Annotated in this window: 11 protein-coding genes and 1 rRNA gene; 5 read left to right on the top strand and 7 right to left on the bottom strand. The window is 63.9% G+C overall.

Translation table 11 applies throughout. The annotated features are described in order from the left end of the window. Positions 1 to 8 precede the first annotated feature (8 nt). Positions 9 to 956, top strand: a complete 948-nt coding sequence (locus M1B35_RS22845; protein ID WP_123337485.1) for a LysR family transcriptional regulator — start codon at positions 9 to 11, stop codon at positions 954 to 956. On the opposite strand, the gene yfiB is transcribed toward M1B35_RS22845, so the two are convergent. From yfiB to yfiR, 3 genes are read right to left on the bottom strand one after another with little or no spacing between them, the layout of a single operon-like run. Continuing rightward, positions 953 to 1465, bottom strand: coding sequence for an outer membrane lipoprotein YfiB (gene yfiB / locus M1B35_RS22840; protein ID WP_268263163.1), 513 nt, complete (start codon positions 1463 to 1465; stop codon positions 953 to 955). The genes M1B35_RS22845 and yfiB overlap by 4 nt on opposite strands. Beyond that, the gene (dgcN, locus tag M1B35_RS22835; RefSeq protein WP_268263162.1) at positions 1462 to 2733 is read right to left on the bottom strand and encodes a diguanylate cyclase DgcN/YfiN; all 1272 of its coding nucleotides are present in this window, start codon (positions 2731 to 2733) and stop codon (positions 1462 to 1464) included. The genes yfiB and dgcN overlap by 4 nt, the downstream gene beginning before the upstream one ends. Further along, complete coding sequence (gene yfiR, locus M1B35_RS22830; protein ID WP_123337488.1) at positions 2730 to 3311, bottom strand: regulatory sequestration protein YfiR; 582 nt, start codon at positions 3309 to 3311, stop codon at positions 2730 to 2732. The genes dgcN and yfiR overlap by 4 nt, the downstream gene beginning before the upstream one ends. 319 nt (positions 3312 to 3630) lie before the next feature. Between yfiR and M1B35_RS22825 the strand changes: the two genes are divergently transcribed. From M1B35_RS22825 to M1B35_RS22810, 4 genes are all read left to right on the top strand, one after another. Then, positions 3631 to 4482 carry a sugar phosphate isomerase/epimerase family protein gene (locus M1B35_RS22825; RefSeq protein WP_268263161.1) on the top strand — a complete coding sequence of 284 codons (852 nt, stop codon included), beginning with the start codon at positions 3631 to 3633 and terminating at the stop codon, positions 4480 to 4482. A gap of 12 nt (positions 4483 to 4494) precedes the next feature. After that, positions 4495 to 5553 carry an isopenicillin N synthase family dioxygenase gene (locus M1B35_RS22820; protein ID WP_268263160.1) on the top strand — a complete coding sequence of 353 codons (1059 nt, stop codon included), beginning with the start codon at positions 4495 to 4497 and terminating at the stop codon, positions 5551 to 5553. Between the two features lie 34 nt (positions 5554 to 5587). After that, positions 5588 to 6385 carry an ABC transporter substrate-binding protein gene (locus M1B35_RS22815; protein WP_123337491.1) on the top strand — a complete coding sequence of 266 codons (798 nt, stop codon included), beginning with the start codon at positions 5588 to 5590 and terminating at the stop codon, positions 6383 to 6385. A 98-nt stretch (positions 6386 to 6483) separates the two neighbouring features. Continuing rightward, positions 6484 to 8025, top strand: coding sequence for an amino acid ABC transporter permease/ATP-binding protein (locus M1B35_RS22810; protein WP_268263159.1), 1542 nt, complete (start codon positions 6484 to 6486; stop codon positions 8023 to 8025). A gap of 7 nt (positions 8026 to 8032) precedes the next feature. Here M1B35_RS22810 and recD read toward each other — a convergent pair whose 3' ends face one another. The 4 genes from recD to rrf all read right to left on the bottom strand — a co-directional run bounded on the left by recD (position 8033) and on the right by rrf (position 17523). Then, positions 8033 to 10108, bottom strand: coding sequence for an exodeoxyribonuclease V subunit alpha (recD, locus tag M1B35_RS22805; protein WP_268263158.1), 2076 nt, complete (start codon positions 10106 to 10108; stop codon positions 8033 to 8035). Then, entirely contained in the window at positions 10105 to 13794 is a 3690-nt protein-coding gene (gene recB / locus M1B35_RS22800; RefSeq protein ID WP_268263157.1) for an exodeoxyribonuclease V subunit beta, read from the bottom strand. Before recB ends, recD begins: the two co-directional genes overlap by 4 nt. Beyond that, complete coding sequence (gene recC / locus M1B35_RS22795) at positions 13791 to 17240, bottom strand: exodeoxyribonuclease V subunit gamma (protein ID WP_268263156.1); 3450 nt, start codon at positions 17238 to 17240, stop codon at positions 13791 to 13793. The genes recB and recC overlap by 4 nt, the downstream gene beginning before the upstream one ends. Before the next feature lie 167 nt (positions 17241 to 17407). After that, positions 17408 to 17523 (bottom strand): 5S ribosomal RNA (gene rrf, locus M1B35_RS22790). Positions 17524 to 17631 lie beyond the last annotated feature (108 nt).

Below are 17631 nucleotides of genomic sequence, written 5' to 3'. Positions count from 1 at the left end.
GGTCAAACATGCAAAAAAACATCACCTCATTGGGCTCCCTGAACTGGGACGACCTGAAGTTTTTCCTGGAAGTGGCCCGCACCCGCAAAGCCAGCAGCGCCGCCAAGCGCCTGGCTGTGGACTACACCACGGTGTCACGGCGCATCACCTCGCTGGAAACCGCACTGGGCACCTTGCTGTTCGAGAAGTCGCGGACCAACGGCTTTGTCCTGACCGCCGAGGGCCAGCGCCTGCTGGGCTACGCCGAATCGATCGAGAGCACCCTGCACATGGCCTGCGAACAGGTCTCGGGCTCAGGCGTGGCGTTGTCCGGGCATGTACGCATCGGCTGCACCGAGGGCTTCGGCAGCTTCTTTATCACCCCGCAGTTGAGCCACTTCCTCGACGCCTACCCGGCCATCTCCGTGGACATCCTGCCGCTGCCACACTTCATCAGCCTGTCCAAGCGCGAAGCCGACATCGTGATCGCCCTGGAGCGCCCGGAACACGGGCCTTACGTGTGCTGCAAGCTGTGCGACTACCGCCTGCAGCTCTACGCCACCCAGGAATACCTCGACCAGCACCCGCCGATCCGCCGCCCGGCGGACTTGGGTGAGCATCAATTCATCAGTTACGTCGACGACCTGGCCTTCAGTTCCGAGCTGCTGTACCTGGCCAACGTGGTGCCCGGCGCCAGCGCCAACCTGCGCAGCACCAGCGTCATCGCCCAGTACGTGGCGGCGCAGCAAGGCCGCTCGATGGCCATCCTGCCGTGCTTCCTCGCCGCCCAGGACCCGCGCCTGCTGCCGGTGCTGCCGGAGCAGATCAACCTTACCCGGCAATTCTGGATGTACTGCAGGGAGGACCTGCGCAAGCTCAAGCGCATTACCCTGTTGTGGGATTACATCCGCAACGTCACCGAGCAAAACCAGCCGCTGCTGATGGGCGAGAGTCGTACCCTGCGCTTCGCCGATTAGTCGGCAATGACCACAATCGCCACCCGGCGATTCTCGGTGCGCCCGGCGACGGTGTCGTTGGACGCCACCGGCTGGCTGCTGCCGAGGCCGCGCAACTGGACGTTGCGCTCGGCCATGCCGGCCTCGACCAGCACCTTGGCCACGCTCTTGGCACGGCGCATGGACAGCTGTTCGTTGTAGGTTTCCTTGCCCGAGGCGTCGGTGTGGCCGTCCACGCGTACCTTCTGGATGTCGACGCTGAGCAGGGACTTGGCAATGCGCTGGACGATCTCGGTACTGGCCTGGTTCAGGCTTTCCACATCGCTGCCAAACAACACCTTGCCCGACAGGCCGAAGGCCCAGCCCTCATCCGTCAGCTCGAACCCCTCGTGCTGGAGCACGGCAATCTGCTGTGGCGTCAGGCCCTTGGGCGGCACGCTCTGGCAGCCGGCCAGGCCGAGCAAGGCGCTGAACAGCAGCACGCCGATGAAGCGAAAAAAACGTGGGGTTAAAGAAAACAAGACCGTCATCTCCTGGTTTTAACGTGAACGATAGGGGGATGCGCCTCGTCGTCCGGGGATTGATCCTCACGGGCCTGGCGCTTGGCCTGGTACATGGCCGCATCGGCAGCGTCCAGCAGGGTGCCGGGCGTGGCGCCATGATCCGGGTAGATGGCCATGCCGATGCTGAGGGAGGTCAACACCGCCGTGTTGCCCGGCAAGGGAATCGGCTCTTGCATGCTGGCACTGATTTTGTCGGCAATGCGCCGGGCGTCTTCGACCCGGTGCAGCGGCGTCAGCAAGATCGCGAATTCATCACCGCCCAAGCGCGCCACCAAGTCCTCTTCGCGCAGTTGCGCACGAATCCGCGACGCCACGGCCACCAGCACGGCATCGCCGGCCGCGTGGCCAAAATTGTCGTTGATGTCTTTGAAACGATCGCTGTCGAGGAACAACACCGCCACCCGCTCGTTGAGCTTGGCCGCGCTGCGCAAGGTGCGAATCAGCCGCCCCTCGAAAAAGGCGCGGTTCGGCAAGCCGGTCAGGCTGTCGTGGCTGGCTTGGTGCGCCAGGGTTTCATTCTCGCTTTGCAGGTGGGTCTGCCAGGCTTCCAGTTCGTCGAGCAGGGCATTGAAGTCGTTGCCCAGGTTGTCCAGTTCAATGATCGCGGCCGGCGGCACGCGCTGGTCGAACGCACGCTCGCGACGGGCGGCGTGGGCCACCTCTGCCAGGCTGCGCAGAGGCCCAGTGATGCCGCGCAACTGACGCCGGGCCAGGTACAGGGAAACCCAGGCGCTGACGGCCGTACACAGCACAATCCCCACCAGGCCGCTGAACAGAAAGCGCATCAGGCTGCCGCCGTGCCCGGTCAGGCTGATGGTGCCGATCACCTCGCCCTGATGCTCGATCGGCATGGCGATGGGCTTTTCCAGGAAGGCGCTGGCGAAGTGCATCTCCAGGTCGGACAGCCAGCCGCTCTCCGGGCGTTTCCAGCTCGCCAGCAGTTGGCCGTTTTTGTCGAGGACTTGGGCATCCGCCACCTCCTCGGTGGAGGCAATCAGCGCCAGGGCCTCAGTGGCCGCCGCACGGTCGTTGAAGACCACCGCCGCTTCCACCGTGTAGTTGATGGAACGGGCGATCAAATGCAGGTTGTGGTCGGCATACACCCGCAGCGCCAGGACCCCGAGCAAGGTCAGCGACAGGCTGGCCATCAAAATGGCCAGCAGGGCGACAATCAAGTGCCCACGACCGATCACCGAGCGCAGGGTCGAACGGTTCTTGGATTTGAAGATCGTCATGGGGCCGCCGCACGACGACGGGACAACTGCAGGACGCTGGGGTGAATCCGCACACCGCTGCGAGCCACCGAATCCAGATTGACCTCGAAGGAAACCTGCTCATCGCTGACCCGCAAGCAGAACAGGCTGCCCACTGTGCATTGGTCACCGCCCTCGCTGATGCTCAACACCGGCAGGCCCAGCAGCGAGGCAAACAGACGACCCCGCTCTTCGCTGCTCAACTTGCCGATGTACAGCGCATCGCACTCATTGAGAATCGCCGGGCTGCTGGCCAGCAAGCGCCGCGCCACCACCGGCCGCCCGGTGCGCTGGGTGCTGCCCTTGAGCAAGTCGTCGGTGTATTCGGTGGGGCCGACCACACACAGGCGCAGTTGCGCAGGCTCCACCGGCCAGCGGGCATAACTGAGAATGCCGAGCACCACCTGGGTCACGGCCTTGGCGCGCTGATCGGCCAGGCCAAGGGGCGCGTCAGCCGCAGAATGGGCCAGGGTGAAGGGGCTCAACAGGCACAAAAGGGCCGCGAGCAGGCACCGCCTGACACCCCAAAAGCGTTCTGTCCTCAAGACAGCCACGTCCATGCAGGAATACTCAATGATCGTCATGAAATGATGCCGCAACGATAGCACAGCCACGGAAAACCCCGCGAGATGGCCACATACATAGCAGGCTATTGGTTTAGAAAAAAATGAAGTAACGATTTGCCACAGCCTATTCTTCCCGACCGCTGCGCCTGATTAAGATCGGTGCCAGAGTCAGCGGCCCAGCGCCGCCCTCGGCGAGACCGGCTACACAGATAGCCGGCTCGGGGAATGTCTTCAGCTACTGCCGTACACAGCGCGCTTCGGTCACCTGCCGATGCCGTGCTTTACGTAGCCCAGGCATCCTTGAGGTTCGCCGATGAAACTCGATCTTTTCCGCACCCTGTGGGGTTACACCGCCAGCAAGGCCCAGGCACTCGACGAGTTGCTGGAGGCCGGCTTCGACGGCATGGAAGCCCGCCTGCCCCTGGACGCCCGCGAGCGCGCCGAATTCGCCACCTTCCTGAGCGCCAATCAGGTCGGCTACATCAGCACTGTGTTTACCGCCTACGACGTATTGCCGGAGCAAAAGGCCCTCCCCGCCGAACACCTGCAGGACCTCGACCGCAAACTTGCCTGGGCCGCCGAACTGAGGCCGCGCTTCGTCAATGTGCTGGCCGGCAACGACCGCTGGCCCCTGGCCCAGCAAGTGGAGTTCTTCGGCCAGGCCCTGGAGCTGGCCCGCAAGCACGGCCAGTTCTGCAGCTTCGAAACCCATCGTTCGCGCTCGTTGTTCAACCCTTGGCTGACCCTGGAACTGATTCGCCAAGTGCCGGACCTGCGCTTCACCAGTGACATCAGCCATTGGGTCGTCACCTGCGAGCGCCTGCTGGACGATCCCTGCGACGACCTCAGCGCCTTTGTCGAACGGGTCCACCATATCCAGGCCAGGGTCGGTTATGACCAAGGCCCGCAAGTGCCCCACCCCGGCGCACCGGAATACGCCCGGGAACTGGCCTTCCACCAACAGCACTGGGAAGCCATCTGGCGCTCGCAGCAGGCCCGTGGCTACCAGGTCAGCACCCTGACCCCGGAATTCGGCGCCGACGGCTACCTGCATCACCTGCCCTTCACCAATGTGCCGGTGGCCGATCTCTGGTCGCTGAACCTGTGGATGGCCCGCACCGAGCGCGAACACTTCCAACGCTTCAGCCACTCCATCCGTCCCTGAGGTTCTTGCGTCATGCCCGAGAAGATCGATACCCCCCAGGCCAAGGCCAATTTCAACAGCATCCCGGTGGTGAACATCGCCGGCCTGTTCAGCGTCGAGCTGGAGCACCGCTTGGCGGTGGCCGAGCAACTGGGCAAGGCCGCCAGTGAAGTGGGTTTCCTGTACATCACCCAGCACGGCATCGCCCCGTCACTGATCGCCGACCTGCGTCAGGCGGCCAAGGACTATTTCGCCCAGCCCCTGGCCAGCAAGATGCAGCACTACATCGGCACCTCGAAGACCCACAAGGGCTTTGTCCCTGAAGGCGAGGAGGTGTATTCCAAGGGCAAGCCGGACCACAAGGAAGCCTTCGACATCGGCTTCGAAGTGCCGGCCGACGATCCCCTGGTGCTGGCCAACACCCCGCTGCTGGGGCCCAACGAATGGCCGACGCTGCCGGGTTTCAAGGAGGCAGCGCAAGCCTACTACGCGGCGGTGTTCGCCCTCGGTCGGCGGCTGTTTGGCGGCTTTGCCCTGGCCCTGGGCCTGGCGGAGGACTACTTCGACCCGCTGGTGACCCGCCCGCCTTCCAAGCTGCGGCTGATCCACTACCCCTTCGACGGCGCTGCCCAGGATGCCCCGGGGATCGGCGCCCACACTGACTACGAGTGCTTCACCATTCTCCTGGCCGACAAGCCCGGCCTGGAGGTGATGAACAGCCTCGGCCAGTGGATCGATGCCCCACCGGTGGCGGACGCTTTTGTGGTGAACATCGGCGACATGCTCGAAGTGATGACCGCCGGGGCCTTTGTCGCCACCGCCCACCGCGTGCGCAGCGTCAGCGAGGAGCGTTACGCCTTCCCGTTGTTCTACGCCTGTGACTTTCATACCCAGATCAAGCCACTGCCGCAGTTCGCCAACGGCACCGATGAATACGAGCAAATCGCCATTGGCGAGCACATGTACGGCCAGGCCTTGCAGACCTACCAGTACCTGCGCAAGCGCGTGGAAAACGGCGAGATCCAGCTACCGGAAAAAGCCCGCAAGCCGTCCAGCTTCGGGCACCTGAAACACCAAACCCAACCGTCCTGATTGCCTTGCCCAACCCACCCTGGAGTGCCGCCTGATGCTCAACAAAAACAACCTTGTGCGCCTGACCCTGATCACCCTCGGCCTGTGCGCCGCCCATACCGCCCTGGCCGCCACCGCGACCCCGGGCCAGTTGAAGATCGGCATGGAGATCACCTACCCGCCGTTCGAGTCTTACGACAGCGAGAAGAACGTGGTGGGCTCCGACCCGGAACTGGCCCATGCCCTGGCCAAGCACCTGCAAGCCAAGGCCGAGTTCGTCGACACCAAGTTCCCCAGCCTGATCCTCGGCCTCAACGCCGGACGCTACGACGCCATCATTTCCGGCATGTACATCACCCCGGAACGGCAGACCCAGGCCCTGACCATCGCCTACGCAAAAACCGGGGCGGCGATCATGGCCCCCAAGGACAGCGGCCTGAACCCGCAAACCCCTGAAGACCTGTGCGGCCTGAAAGTCGGCCTGGAACAGGGCACCACCTGGGTTGGCCAACTGCAGAAACTGTCCAGCGACTACTGCGTGCCCAACAACAAGGGCGCCATCAGCGTCAGCGAATACCCGTCGGCGCCGGAAGTGACCCAGGCCCTGCTGTCGAAAAACATTCAGGCCCAAGTGGAAATCGCCGGCGCGGCAAAAATGATCGCCGAGCGCACCAACGGCCGCGTGGTGGTCACCACTGCCCACCCGATCTACCAACAAACCCTGGGCATCTTCGTCAAGAAGGGCAACGACGCCACCTACAAGGCATTGCAGGAAGCCTTTGCCGCCAGCCAGAAGAATGGCGAGTACGCGGCGATCCTCAGCAAGTACAACCTGGAACCCGTGACCGAGTGAGTGCTTTCGGGCGCACGGAAGCGCCCTGTGCTTGATCCGCGATCGAGGGCTGCACGCCCGTTTTGAAGCCTGCAATCCGAAGCGGCTGAGGTGTTTTTATGCAATTCGACTGGTCCTACTTTTTCTCCCTGTTCTCGCTGCCGAGCTTCTGGCAGGCCTGCGTCACCGTGGTCCAGCTCAGTGCCCTGGCCTGGTTTATCGGCATGCTGCTGGGCTTTGTCCTGGCCTCGGCCAAACTCTCCAGCGCCGCCTGGATCAGGACGCCGGCGGCGATCTACATCTGGTTCTTCCGCAGCATCCCGCTGCTGGTGCTGGTGGTGTTCGTCTACAACCTGCCCCAGCTATTTCCGGTGACCGGCTCGGTGCTGTCCAACCCCTTCTATTCCGGCCTGTTCGCCCTGGTGGTGACCGAGGCCGCGTACATGGCGGAAATTCACCGCGGCGGCCTGATCTCGGTGGCCAAGGGGCAGAAGGAAGCGGGCCGCGCCCTGGGCATCGGCCTCCTGGGCCTGCAACGCCTGATCGTGATTCCCCAGGCGTTTCGCATCTCCCTGCCGACCCTGATCAACGAGTACATCACCGTGGTCAAGCTGACCTCGCTGATCTCGGTGATCTCCCTCACCGAACTGCTTACGGTGGGCCAACGCCTGTATGCGCAGAACTTTCTGGTGATGGAAACCCTGGCCGCCGTGGCGGTGTACTACGTGCTGATCGTCAGCCTGTTCGGCTGGCTGCTGCAACGCCTGGAGCAGCACCTGGACCTCAATCTGCGCAAGCCGCAAACCCTGGACGAGAGCACTGTGGCGCGGTTCCAGCAACAGACCCGGCAACAGGCCAGCCGCGTCGAGGCGCACCCCGGCGCCGGCAGCGCCCCGGCCCTGCAACTGCGTAACCTGCACAAATGCTATGGCGATCATCAGGTGCTCAAGGGCATCGACCTGAGCGTCAACAGTGGCCAGGTGATTTCCATCATCGGCCCCTCGGGGTCCGGCAAGACCTCGCTGATCCGCACCATCAACGGCCTGGAGCGCATCGATCAGGGCGAGATCGTGCTGTTCGGCAACAGCTTCATCAGCGCCGGCGACAACCTCAACAGCGCTCAGGTGCGCGACGGCGTGCGCCAGATCGGCATGGTGTTCCAGAACTTCAACCTGTTCCCCCATCGCAGCATTCTCGACAACGTCACCCTGGCGCCGCGCTACCACGGCACCAAGCGCTCGCTGAGCGAACAACACGCCTATGGGCTGCTGGACAAGGTCGGCTTGCTGGCCCACGCCCACAAGTACCCGCACCAATTGTCGGGCGGCCAGCAGCAACGGGTGGCCATCGCCCGAGCCCTGGCCATGGAACCGGCGATCATGCTGTTCGACGAGCCCACCTCGGCCCTGGACCCGGAGTTGGTGGGGGATGTGCTGAATGTGATTCGCGACCTGGCCCGGGAAGGCATGACCCTGCTGATCGTCACCCACGAGATGGACTTCGCGATGTCGATTTCCGACCGGGTGATCTTCATGGAAAACGGCCATGTCCAACTCGACGCCAGCCCCCGGGCCATCCGCGAAGACGCGGACGGCGAACGGGTGCGGCGCTTTATGGGGCTGCAAGCGCCGGCCCAGGCCTCCCAGGCGGCGGTGCTCTAGGCCGGCCTCAGCCGAGTTCCAGCATCAGCCCGCTGAGGCGCTTGACCTTGCGCCGCACGGCCTCTTCAAAGACCCCGGCGCGGGGCTCGATCAGGCTGAACCAATCCTTGGCCCGAGTGATGCCGGTGTAGATCAGCTCCTTGGTCAGCACCGGGTTCAAGGCGTCCGGCAGGATCAACGCGGTGTGGGTGAACTCCGAACCCTGGGATTTGTGCACGGTCATGGCGTACACGGTTTCCACATCGTTGAGCCGGCTCGGCAGCACAAAACGCACGCCGCCCTGGCCGTCGTTACGCGGGAAAGCCACGCGCAGTACCCGACGTCCGGGTTCGGCACCCTCCTGCTCGGGCAGGCGCAGGGCGATGCCGATGTCGCCGTTCATCAGGCCCAGGCCGTAGTCGTTGCGGGTCATCAGCACCGGGCGCCCTTCGTACCATTGCTGGTCGCTGTCGATCAGCCGCGCCTTGAACAGCGCCTGGGTCACTCGCTGGTTCAAACCCTCCACGCCCCAAGGGCCTTTGCGCACCGCACAGAGCAACTGGAACTGGTCGAATGCCTGCAACACCTTGCGCGCCCATTGGGTCCAGCGCGGGTCTTCAAGGCTGGCCTCGCTTGGCGGGCGCTCCGTGCGCAGCAAGCTCAAGTAGTGCCGGTAACCTTGCGGCCCATCGCCATGCCCCTCCAGCAGCAGGCGCTCAAGGGCGCGGTCCTGCTCACCCTTGAGGCTCAGGCAATAGAGGTCGGCGTGGCTGCGGGCAGCCAGCAAGCGACGGGCTTCCTCCGCCTGCTGCTGGTTGACCCAACGGGCCAATTGGCCAATGCCGCTGCCTTCGCCGAAGCGCCGGGAGTGCCGCAGCATCACCACCTGTTGGGCCAGGGGGTGACTGTGCTCGCGGTCTTCCTGCAAGCCGCTGCCGGCCAGGTCTTCGCCACTCAGGGCCTCGAGCCATTGCCGCGTGTCGGGGCTGTACCAGCCACCTTCGGCATCCCGGCACAGATCGCCCAGCACCGCACCGGCCTCCACCGAGGCCAACTGGTCCTTGTCCCCCAAGAGCACCAGGCGCGCATGCAACGGCAGCGCGTCCAGCAGGTTGGCCATCATTTCCAGGTCGATCATCGAGGCTTCGTCCACCACCAGCACATCCAGGGGCAGGCGATTGCCGGCGTGGTGGCGGAAGTGCCGGGTGCCCGGGCGATTGCCCAGCAAGCGGTGCACGGTGGTCACGTCGCTGGGGATTTTCTCTCGCACCTCATCCGCCACCGCCAGGGAGCGCACCTGCAGGCTGATGGACTCGGTGAGCCGCGCCGCCGCCTTGCCGGTGGGGGCCGCCAGACGGATACGCAAGGGTTTGCGCTGCTCCACCGCCGGCGCCTGGAGCAAGGCCAACAGACGCACCACGGTGGTGGTTTTACCGGTGCCAGGGCCGCCGGTGATGATGCTGAAGGCGCCCCGGGTGGCCAGGGCGCAGGCGAGCTTCTGCCAGTCGATGGGCCCGGAAGGCTTGGCCGCACCGAACAGTTCGGTGAGGCGGCGCGACAGGTCATCGGGGGTGGCTTCCTGCTGGGCCAGGCGTTGGCGCAGGGCATTGTCGATGCGCCGCTCGTAGGCCCAGTAGCGGCGCAGGTACAGGCGCTTGCCGGACAACACCAACGGCCGCTGCCCGGCCTCTTCGCTGTGATCGGCGGCCAGCGCCACCAAGCGGCTGGCGGCCAGGGTCTTGCACCAATGGGCACCGTCCAGGGCCACCAGGACTTGCGAAGGCAGGAGGATCACACCGCTCTGGGAGTCACCTTCAGGCGGCAGGGACAGGGCGAAATCCGGTTCTTTGAGGGTCTCGAACAGGTCCAGGCAAACATGGCCGTGGCCCAACTGATGACTGGTCAACGCGGCCGCCATCAGCACCAAGGAGTCGCCGCGGGGATCCAGCTCGTAGAGGAAGCCGACAAAAGCCTTGTCCAGGGCGCGCAACCAACCGCGTTCGACCCACAGGTCCAATAGCTGCAGCAGGTCTTCGGCCCGGGTCAGTGGCGCCAGAGTGGACGGCGCCAAATCGTCCGTGGGCGCAAACAGGTCTTCGGTCATAACAACACTCCCTGTTCCCAGGCGGGCTCGGCTTTGGGCAGGTCCGGCTTGCCCTGGAACAGGCGATCCAGGCGCTCGATCAGGTCTCGGGAAGGCCGGGCGAAGAACACGCCCTGGCTAGGGGCACAGGTGCCCCGCAGGAACAGGTACAGGGCGCCCCCTATGTGCCGGTCGTAATCATAGTCCGCCAGGCGCGCCTTGAGTTGGCGATGCAAGGCCAGCAGGTAGAGCACGTATTGCAGGTCGTAACGGTTGTCGAGGATCGATTGTTCCATGGCCTGCTCGGTGTAGGCGGCGTCGTCCACGCCCAGCCAGTTGGATTTGTAGTCGGCCACGTAATAGCGCCCCTGGTGCTCGAAGGTCAGGTCGATAAACCCCTTGAACATGCCATTGAGCAACACCGGCTCGGCAGTCACCCGAGGCACGCCGTGGTGGGTGTGCTGGCGCACCAGCTCATCGAGCTTGAGCACATCAACCTTGTGGCTGGCGAACCAGAACTCCATCTCCACCCGATACTGCGTCAACCCGGACAACACCACTGGCGCCTGCCCGGCACCGAGGGCCAACGGGGTCTGCAACAGCGGTTGCAGCCAAGCGCTAAGGGTGCCGATCCAGCCTTCCCAGCCGCGTCGGTTGCAACGCCGGGCGATGGCGTCGTCGATGGCCTCAGGCGTAGCGCTGAAGCCTTCTTCTCCGGCCCACTCCAACAGCCCATGAAGAAAGGTCCCCGGGTTCGGGCCCCGGGGGAAGCGGTGGATATCGCCGCCGCTGGCCAACACTTCTCGCGGCGCATCCGGGTCCAGGCGTTCGTCATCGAAGAGTTTTTGCGCCTGGGGGTTTTCCGGGGCTTCGCTGCCGGCACCCAGGCTGTCGCTGATGCGCAGGGCGCTGTAAGACGCGATCCACCAGTTCTCTGCCGCCCGTCGCTGAGGGATCAGCGGGGCCAGCAAGGTCGCCTTGTTGCGTGGGGGCTGGAAGCGGGTGTCGCCAGCCAGGGGCAGCGGCTCGACGCTGAGGGTGGCGCAATCCTGTTGCAGGTCCCGCAACCAACTGCGCAACCCGGCGGACTCGCCCAGTGACGCACCGCCGCCCAGTAGGTAACCCAGGGCTGAGCGATGCAACACGGAGCTGTTGTGGTTGCCGCGCTTGAGATCACTGACGCCCAGCCAGCAGGCATGCTGGGCGCGGGTCAGGGCCACATAGAGCAGGCGCAGGTCTTCGGCCAGGCGCTCATCGTCAGCCTGGACGATCAATTCAGGGGTGGGCCGCAAGGTCACTTGGGCCTTGCCGCTGCTGTCGTGGTAATGCAAGGGCAGCCGGCTACCGTCTACGGGTTTGGCCGAACAGATGAAAGGCAGGAACACCAGCGGGTATTCCAGGCCCTTGGACTTGTGAATGGTCACCACCTTGACCAGTTGCTCGTCGCTTTCCAGGCGCAGGATTTGCTCTTCACCGGCTTGCCCGGACAAAGCCAGGTGCTCGCTCAGGTGACGGATCAGGGCTTGCTCGCCGTCCAGTTCGGCGGCAGCCTGCTGCAGCAATTCGCACAGGTGCAAGAGGTTGGTCAGGACCCGTTCGCCATCGCTGCGCTGCACCAGGGCCTGGGGCAACTGGAAGTCATGCAGCAAGCGCCGCAGCATCGGCAGCACGCCCTGGCTGCGCCAGATTCCGCGATATCCGCGGAACTGCATGACCCGCGCTTCCCAGGCCAGTTCGTCCTGGTTCAGGCGCTCCAGTTCCGTCAGCGACAGGTTCAGGGTCAACGACGCCAGGGCCGCCCGCAAAGGGCGCTCCACATCCGGCTCGGCACAGGCCTTGAGCCAGACCAACAGGTCCCGGGCTTCCTGGGCGGCGAACACTGAATCCTTGTCCGACAGGTAGACGCTGCGCACCCCGCGCGCCGCCAGTTCGCCACGCACCGCCTGGGCCTCTTTGCCGTCGCGTACGAGGATCGCGATGTCCGCCGGCAACAAGCCCCTGAGGGGCTGATCGTCACGTACAAAACCGCTGCGCTGCTGTTGGCCGCCATTGAGCAACTCGACAATTTCACTGGCGCAGGCCGCCGCCAATTGCTGGCGATACTGAGCCCCCGACAAGGGCTGCTCGGTTTCCAGGTGCCAGATGTTCAAGGCCGGTAGCGTCTGGCCGTCAACCTGCAAGTGCTCCTTGCGCCCTTGGGACGCCACTGGCAGGAACGGCACCGGGTTGTCACCGGCCTCACGAAACAGAAAGGCACCTCGGCCCTGCTCCCGAGCCTCGGCGCGCTGGAACACATGGTTCACTGCACTGACCATGGCGTGGCTGGAACGGAAGTTGGTGCCCAGGGTGTGCAGGCGGCCGCTGGTGGCCTGGCGCGCCCGCAGGTAGGTGTAGATGTCGGCGCCACGGAAGGCGTAGATCGCCTGCTTGGGGTCGCCGATCAGAAACAGGCCGGTGTCCGGGTTGTTGTCTTCGATGCGGTAGATGCTTTCGAAGATCCGGTACTGCACCGGGTCGGTGTCTTGGAATTCGTCGATCAGGGCCACTGGGAACTGCTCGCGAATCAGCTCCGCCAGGCGCTCGCCGGACTCCGCCTGCAAGGCCGCGTCGAGGCGCAGCAGCATGTCGTCGAAGCCCATCTCGGCGCGCCGGCGCTTCTCTTCCTCAAAGCGTGCGCCGACCCACTGAGCGGCATGTTGCAACACCGCCGCATCGGGGCTCGGCAGCGCGTCGAGGGCGGCCTTGAGGCCGGGCATGGCGTCGATGCCAGGGTGGCTTGGGGCTTGGCCTTTCCAGGCCTCACTCATGCCGTCAGGGGTCAAGCGGCTGAAGCCGGTGCCGATGTCCAATTGCTCGGCGGACTCGTCCTCGGCCCAGGCGCTGATCTTCTCGAACCAGGGCTCGAAGTAACGGGCCTGCATCTTGCGGCCGTCCACGGTTTTGCTGGCCACGCCTTGCAGGCAGATATCCCGCAACTCTCCGGCCCATTGCCGCCAAGGCGCCTTGATCGCCACCAGGGCTTCGCGACGCTCTTGTAGGCTGGCCTCGATCAGCTCGCTGGGTGTCAGGCTTTGCGCCTCGCGCCGCTCGCCACCGAACAAGGCCCGGACCCGCGGCAACAGCGCGGCCGGCCCGCCCCAGTTGGCCCTTACCCAGTTCAGTGCATCGCCCTGCATCGGATAGCAAAACAGCCGCCAGTAATCGCGCAGCACTTCACCCAGCAGGTCGCTGTGGTCGGTTTCCAGGGTCTGGGTGAACAGGCTGCCGCTGTCGAAGGCGTGCTCGCGGAGCATGCGCTGGCACCAACTGTGGATGGTCGAGACCGCGGCCTCGTCCATCCATTGCGCGGCGATATCCAGGCGATTGGCACAGGCGGCCCATTGCTCGGGGCTGAACTGTTGCCGCAGCTCGGCGATCAGGCTGTCGGGCGCCTCCAGCTCATCACGAAAGAATCGGGCGGCTTCGGCCAGGCGCGTACGAATTCGCTCACGCAGCTCCTTGGTGGCGGCATCGGTAAAGGTCACCACCAGAATTTGCGGGGGCAGCAACTCCCGCGTAAAGCCTGCCGCTTCGCCGCCATGGCCGAGCACCAGGCGCAGGTACAGGGCCGAGATGGTGAAGGTCTTGCCGGTGCCGGCGCTGGCCTCGATCAGTTGGCTGCCACGCAGTGGGAACGCCAGGGCCAGGGGCCGTTGTGGGGCGGTCATGATCCGGCCTCCTCGCTGAGCGCCGAGCGCCAAGGTGCTTGCAGCAACGGACGGTAAAGGGTTTCGGCCCAACCACCGAAGGTTTCATCGGCAATCAAGGCGTTGTAATCGGCATATTGTCGCGCCAGGGCTGGGCTTTCTCGACGCTCGCCGTCGCTGGTCACGCCATCGCCTTCATAGGCTTTGCGTGCGGCGGCCTCGGCCTTGTCCGGATCGCTCTGGGCCAGCCAGGCAAAAGCGGTTTTCACAGCCACCGGCAATGGCCGGCACATACCGGCTTGCCAGGCCAGCAACAACTCGCCGAGGCAGTCCAGGGCCGCCTGGCGCTCAAGGGGGGCCAGCAGCAGGCTGTCGTCACTGGCCACCAGGGCGGTGGTCAACGAATAACCGCTGGCGCAGGCGGCCAGGTGCTCGACCCAGGCCCGGGTCAGGCGGTGCCATTTGCGGCTCTTGATCGAACCGATGCTGTTGGGAATAGCGGTGATCGACAGCAGCCCGCCGTCACTGCGCTGATGCAGGCCACTCAACCAACCTTCCAGCAACACACCGCCCAGTTCGAGGCTGATGGGCGAAGCGCTGGTCAGGGGCGTAGGCCACAGGCTCAACAGCTGTTGATAACGTTGCAACAGGTCAGGCAGGGGCTCGATCAACTCCCGTTGCAGGCATTCGCCAAAACCGGCCATGGGCAGCAGACCGCTGGCTTGCAGGCGTTGTGCTTGGGCTTGCAGGGCGTGCTCGGGGTCACCGCTGTTCAATGCGGCCTCCAGCAAACTGTCGCTGAGGCTATAGCGTTGCAGGGCGTCGAGGACAAAAGGCTCCTCATCGGCCAGGGGCGCTTCCAGGGCCTCGAAAAACACTTTCAGACGCTGACTGAAGAAATGCCGCACAGGATTGCGTAAGAAATCCTGCAATTGAGCCAGGCTCAAGGGCTCTTCCTGGAGGTAAGGCGGCAACAGTTCCACCGCACCCTGTTCGGGTTGATCCTGATGCAGCAACTGCCATTCCCGGGCGTAGCTGAAGAGCGTGTCGCCGTCGTGGAAGTAGCGAGCACTGAAGGGTTGCAGCGGGTGCTCCTGGGTCAAGGCTTCAAGCAGCGAATGCTCCGGGTCGCCCAGGGCCCAGCCGCTGGCCAAATGGTCGCGTAGCTGGCCAATCAATACCGACGCAGGGCGTTCGCTGTTGTCGCGGATGCTACGACCGACCCAACTGACGTAAAGCTGGTCTCGCGCAGACAGCAGCGCCTCCAGCAAGAGGTAGCGGTCGTCTTCACGCCGGGAGCGGTCACCGGGTCGGTAGTCGCTACCCATCAGGTCGAAATCCAGGGGCGGTTGGGCGCGGGGGTAATCGCCGTCGTTCATGCCCAACAGGCAGACCAGCTTGAAGGGAATGGCACGCATCGGCATCAGGGTGCAGAAGTTCACCGCGCCGGCCAGGAAGCGTTGCGACAAGCGCCCTTGGTCAAGGCCGGCCAGCCAGGCTTCGCGGACCACGGTCAGTGGTAGCGCGTCCTGCAGGCCAACGGATTCGCAGGTCTCCAGCCAGGTTTCTCGCAGGTCTTCCAGTTGGCCAAGCAGGTAGTCGTCGTGCTCGGTACTGGCCAGGAAGAACAACTGCATCAGGCGCTGCAGGCGCTCACCCCATTCAACCGGTTTGGCGGGCTGGGTGAGTTGCTGATAGGCGATCTGCAAGGCGTCGAGCAGGGCCACCAACGGGCCGATCAAGGCCGCGTCCAGGCCCCCGATTTCGTCGTAGGGCTCAATCCCTTCGCAGGCGTCGGAGCGGCCCACGGCGTATCCCAGGAGCATGCGCCGCAGGCCGAAACGCCAGCTGTTCTGCTCCAGCTCTTCAGGCAAACCGAGGGCTGCACGCTGTGGCGCGTCCATGCCCCAGCGAATGCCCGCACCTTCGATCCAGCGGTGCAAGGTCGGCAGGTCGGCCTCTTCCACACCGAAGCGCGCGCGCAAGGCGGGGACGTCCAGCAGATCGAGAATCTCACTGACCGGGAAGCGGCTGTCGGGGAGCTTGAGCAAGTGCTCCACGGCGATCAGCAAGGGGTCGCGGCCGCGTTGGCCCTGGTCGGTGAGGGTGAAGGGGATGAAGCGTCGGTCATCACGTTCCAGCTGGCCGAATACGGCGCGGATGTGTGGCGCGTAACTGTCGATGTCGGGGACCATGACGATCACGTCCCGAGGACGCAGATCAGGGTCGGCACTGAAGCGAGCCAGCAACTGATCGTGGAGGATTTCCACTTCGCGCTGGGCACTGTGGGCAATGTGAAAACGGATCGACTGATCGTCTTGCGGATCGACGGCGGGCCAGTGTTCCCGGGTCTCATTCAAGGGGCGCAGTTCGAGGATGTCATCCTGCAGTTGGTTGAGCAGGCTGTGCGGCTGTGCGTCGCTGAACAGGTCGATGCGACCGTCACGGAAGGCCGAACGATAGCTGTTGGGATCGTCGTAGCTGTCCAACAGATTGATGTAGTCACGACCCTGTTTGCCCCAGGCAGCCAGCAGCGGATGGGCGTGTTGGTGTAAGGTTTGCGGGTCCAGCGCCATAGGCATGCCTGCCTTACGCGCTTGGCGTTTGTATTGGTGCCGCAACAGGTCTTTATCGGCGACGATGTCTGCCCAATGGTGACGACAAGGGTTGTGCACGCAGAGCAGGACTTGGCTAAAACGGGCCAGACCAGCCAGGGCTTCCAGGGCTTGGGCGGGCAACGAAGAAATCCCGAAAACGATCACTCGCGAGGGTAATTCCTTGGGCGCCACTTCAAGGCTGTTGATCCGCTCGATAAAACGCTGGTGCACACCGGCGCGGCTTTGCGCCATGCCTTCCTCCCCCACATCCAGCAGCAGGGCACGCCAGAGTTCAGCTTGCCAGGCATTGGCCGGGGTCAGGGGCTTGGCCTCTCCACGCACGTTGCGCAGCTGATGCCGGCCAGCGGCCCAGTCTTCCAGCCAGTCGGCGCGGTAGACCTGATATTGGTCGAACAGATCCGCCAGGCGCTCGGCCAGTTGGTAGCGTTTGCGTAGGTCGGTGTCGTGGGTCAGGAAGCGCTGTAACGGCTCGAAGTGCGGCTCGTTGATAAGTTCAGGGAGCAAGCGCATCAGGCGCCAAGTCAGCGGGGCTTTATCCAGCAGGGACTTGGGCGGAATTTCATCTCGTCCCAAGACCATGCGATAGAGCTGCCACATAAAGCTGCCGGGCAATTGCACGTCGATCGCGGCGGCGATACCGCAACCGCCCATATCGTCATCTTCAGGGTCTTCGGCCAAAGCCAGCTTCAGCCATTGGGCGATGCCGTTGCTCTGCACCAGGGCGATTTCATTTTCCAAGGGCGCCAGGGGATAACGCCGCATCCAGCTGACCACCAGGCTGCGCAGCTCATCCAGGCGATTACCGTGAACCACCATGAAACCGGCGTTGAGGGACGTGGTGTCCGGCATAAAGGCTTCCTTGGAAAATGCAAAAAGCTAGGGGCGAACCTTAGCACTGTGGCTGGGTGCTGGCAGCCTGAAGCAGTAACGCGAGGGTTGCATCAACGGATAAAAGTTTTTTTCTCGCGCAAAAACAAAACCCCAACTGCTTTCGCAATTGGGGCTTCGGAATTTAATCTTGACGATGACCTACTCTCACATGGGGAAACCCCACACTACCATCGGCGATGCATCGTTTCACTGCTGAGTTCGGGATGGGATCAGGTGGTTCCAACGCTCTATGGTCGTCAAGAAATTCGGGTACTGAGTCGTGACCAGATGGCCTCGCTTCAGCAAATTGGGTATGTGATAGCTTTCGGTGTTTTGTGAGCATCTCGAATCTTTCGGTTCGTTTTCGTTC

It is taken from the genome of Pseudomonas morbosilactucae (assembly GCF_023241665.1).
GTDB classification, from domain to species: domain Bacteria; phylum Pseudomonadota; class Gammaproteobacteria; order Pseudomonadales; family Pseudomonadaceae; genus Aquipseudomonas; species Aquipseudomonas morbosilactucae.
The sequence above is the reverse complement of the archived record's forward strand: the minus strand, read 5'-3'. Positions and strand labels throughout refer to the sequence as shown.

Bases quoted from the DNA above. Each gene is read 5' to 3' on its own strand.
- yfiB (WP_268263163.1), bottom strand. From the start codon at position 1,465: ATGACGGTCTTGTTTTCTTTAACCCCACGTTTTTTTCGCTTCATCGGC.
- recD (WP_268263158.1), bottom strand. From the start codon at position 10,108: ATGACCGAAGACCTGTTTGCGCCCACGGACGATTTGGCGCCGTCCACT.
- yfiR (WP_123337488.1), bottom strand. From the start codon at position 3,311: ATGGACGTGGCTGTCTTGAGGACAGAACGCTTTTGGGGTGTCAGGCGG.
- M1B35_RS22820 (WP_268263160.1), top strand. From the start codon at position 4,495: ATGCCCGAGAAGATCGATACCCCCCAGGCCAAGGCCAATTTCAACAGC.
- M1B35_RS22815 (WP_123337491.1), top strand. From the start codon at position 5,588: ATGCTCAACAAAAACAACCTTGTGCGCCTGACCCTGATCACCCTCGGC.
- M1B35_RS22825 (WP_268263161.1), top strand. From the start codon at position 3,631: ATGAAACTCGATCTTTTCCGCACCCTGTGGGGTTACACCGCCAGCAAG.
- dgcN (WP_268263162.1), bottom strand. From the start codon at position 2,733: ATGACGATCTTCAAATCCAAGAACCGTTCGACCCTGCGCTCGGTGATC.
- M1B35_RS22810 (WP_268263159.1), top strand. From the start codon at position 6,484: ATGCAATTCGACTGGTCCTACTTTTTCTCCCTGTTCTCGCTGCCGAGC.
- recB (WP_268263157.1), bottom strand. From the start codon at position 13,794: ATGACCGCCCCACAACGGCCCCTGGCCCTGGCGTTCCCACTGCGTGGC.
- recC (WP_268263156.1), bottom strand. From the start codon at position 17,240: ATGCCGGACACCACGTCCCTCAACGCCGGTTTCATGGTGGTTCACGGT.
- M1B35_RS22845 (WP_123337485.1), top strand. From the start codon at position 9: ATGCAAAAAAACATCACCTCATTGGGCTCCCTGAACTGGGACGACCTG.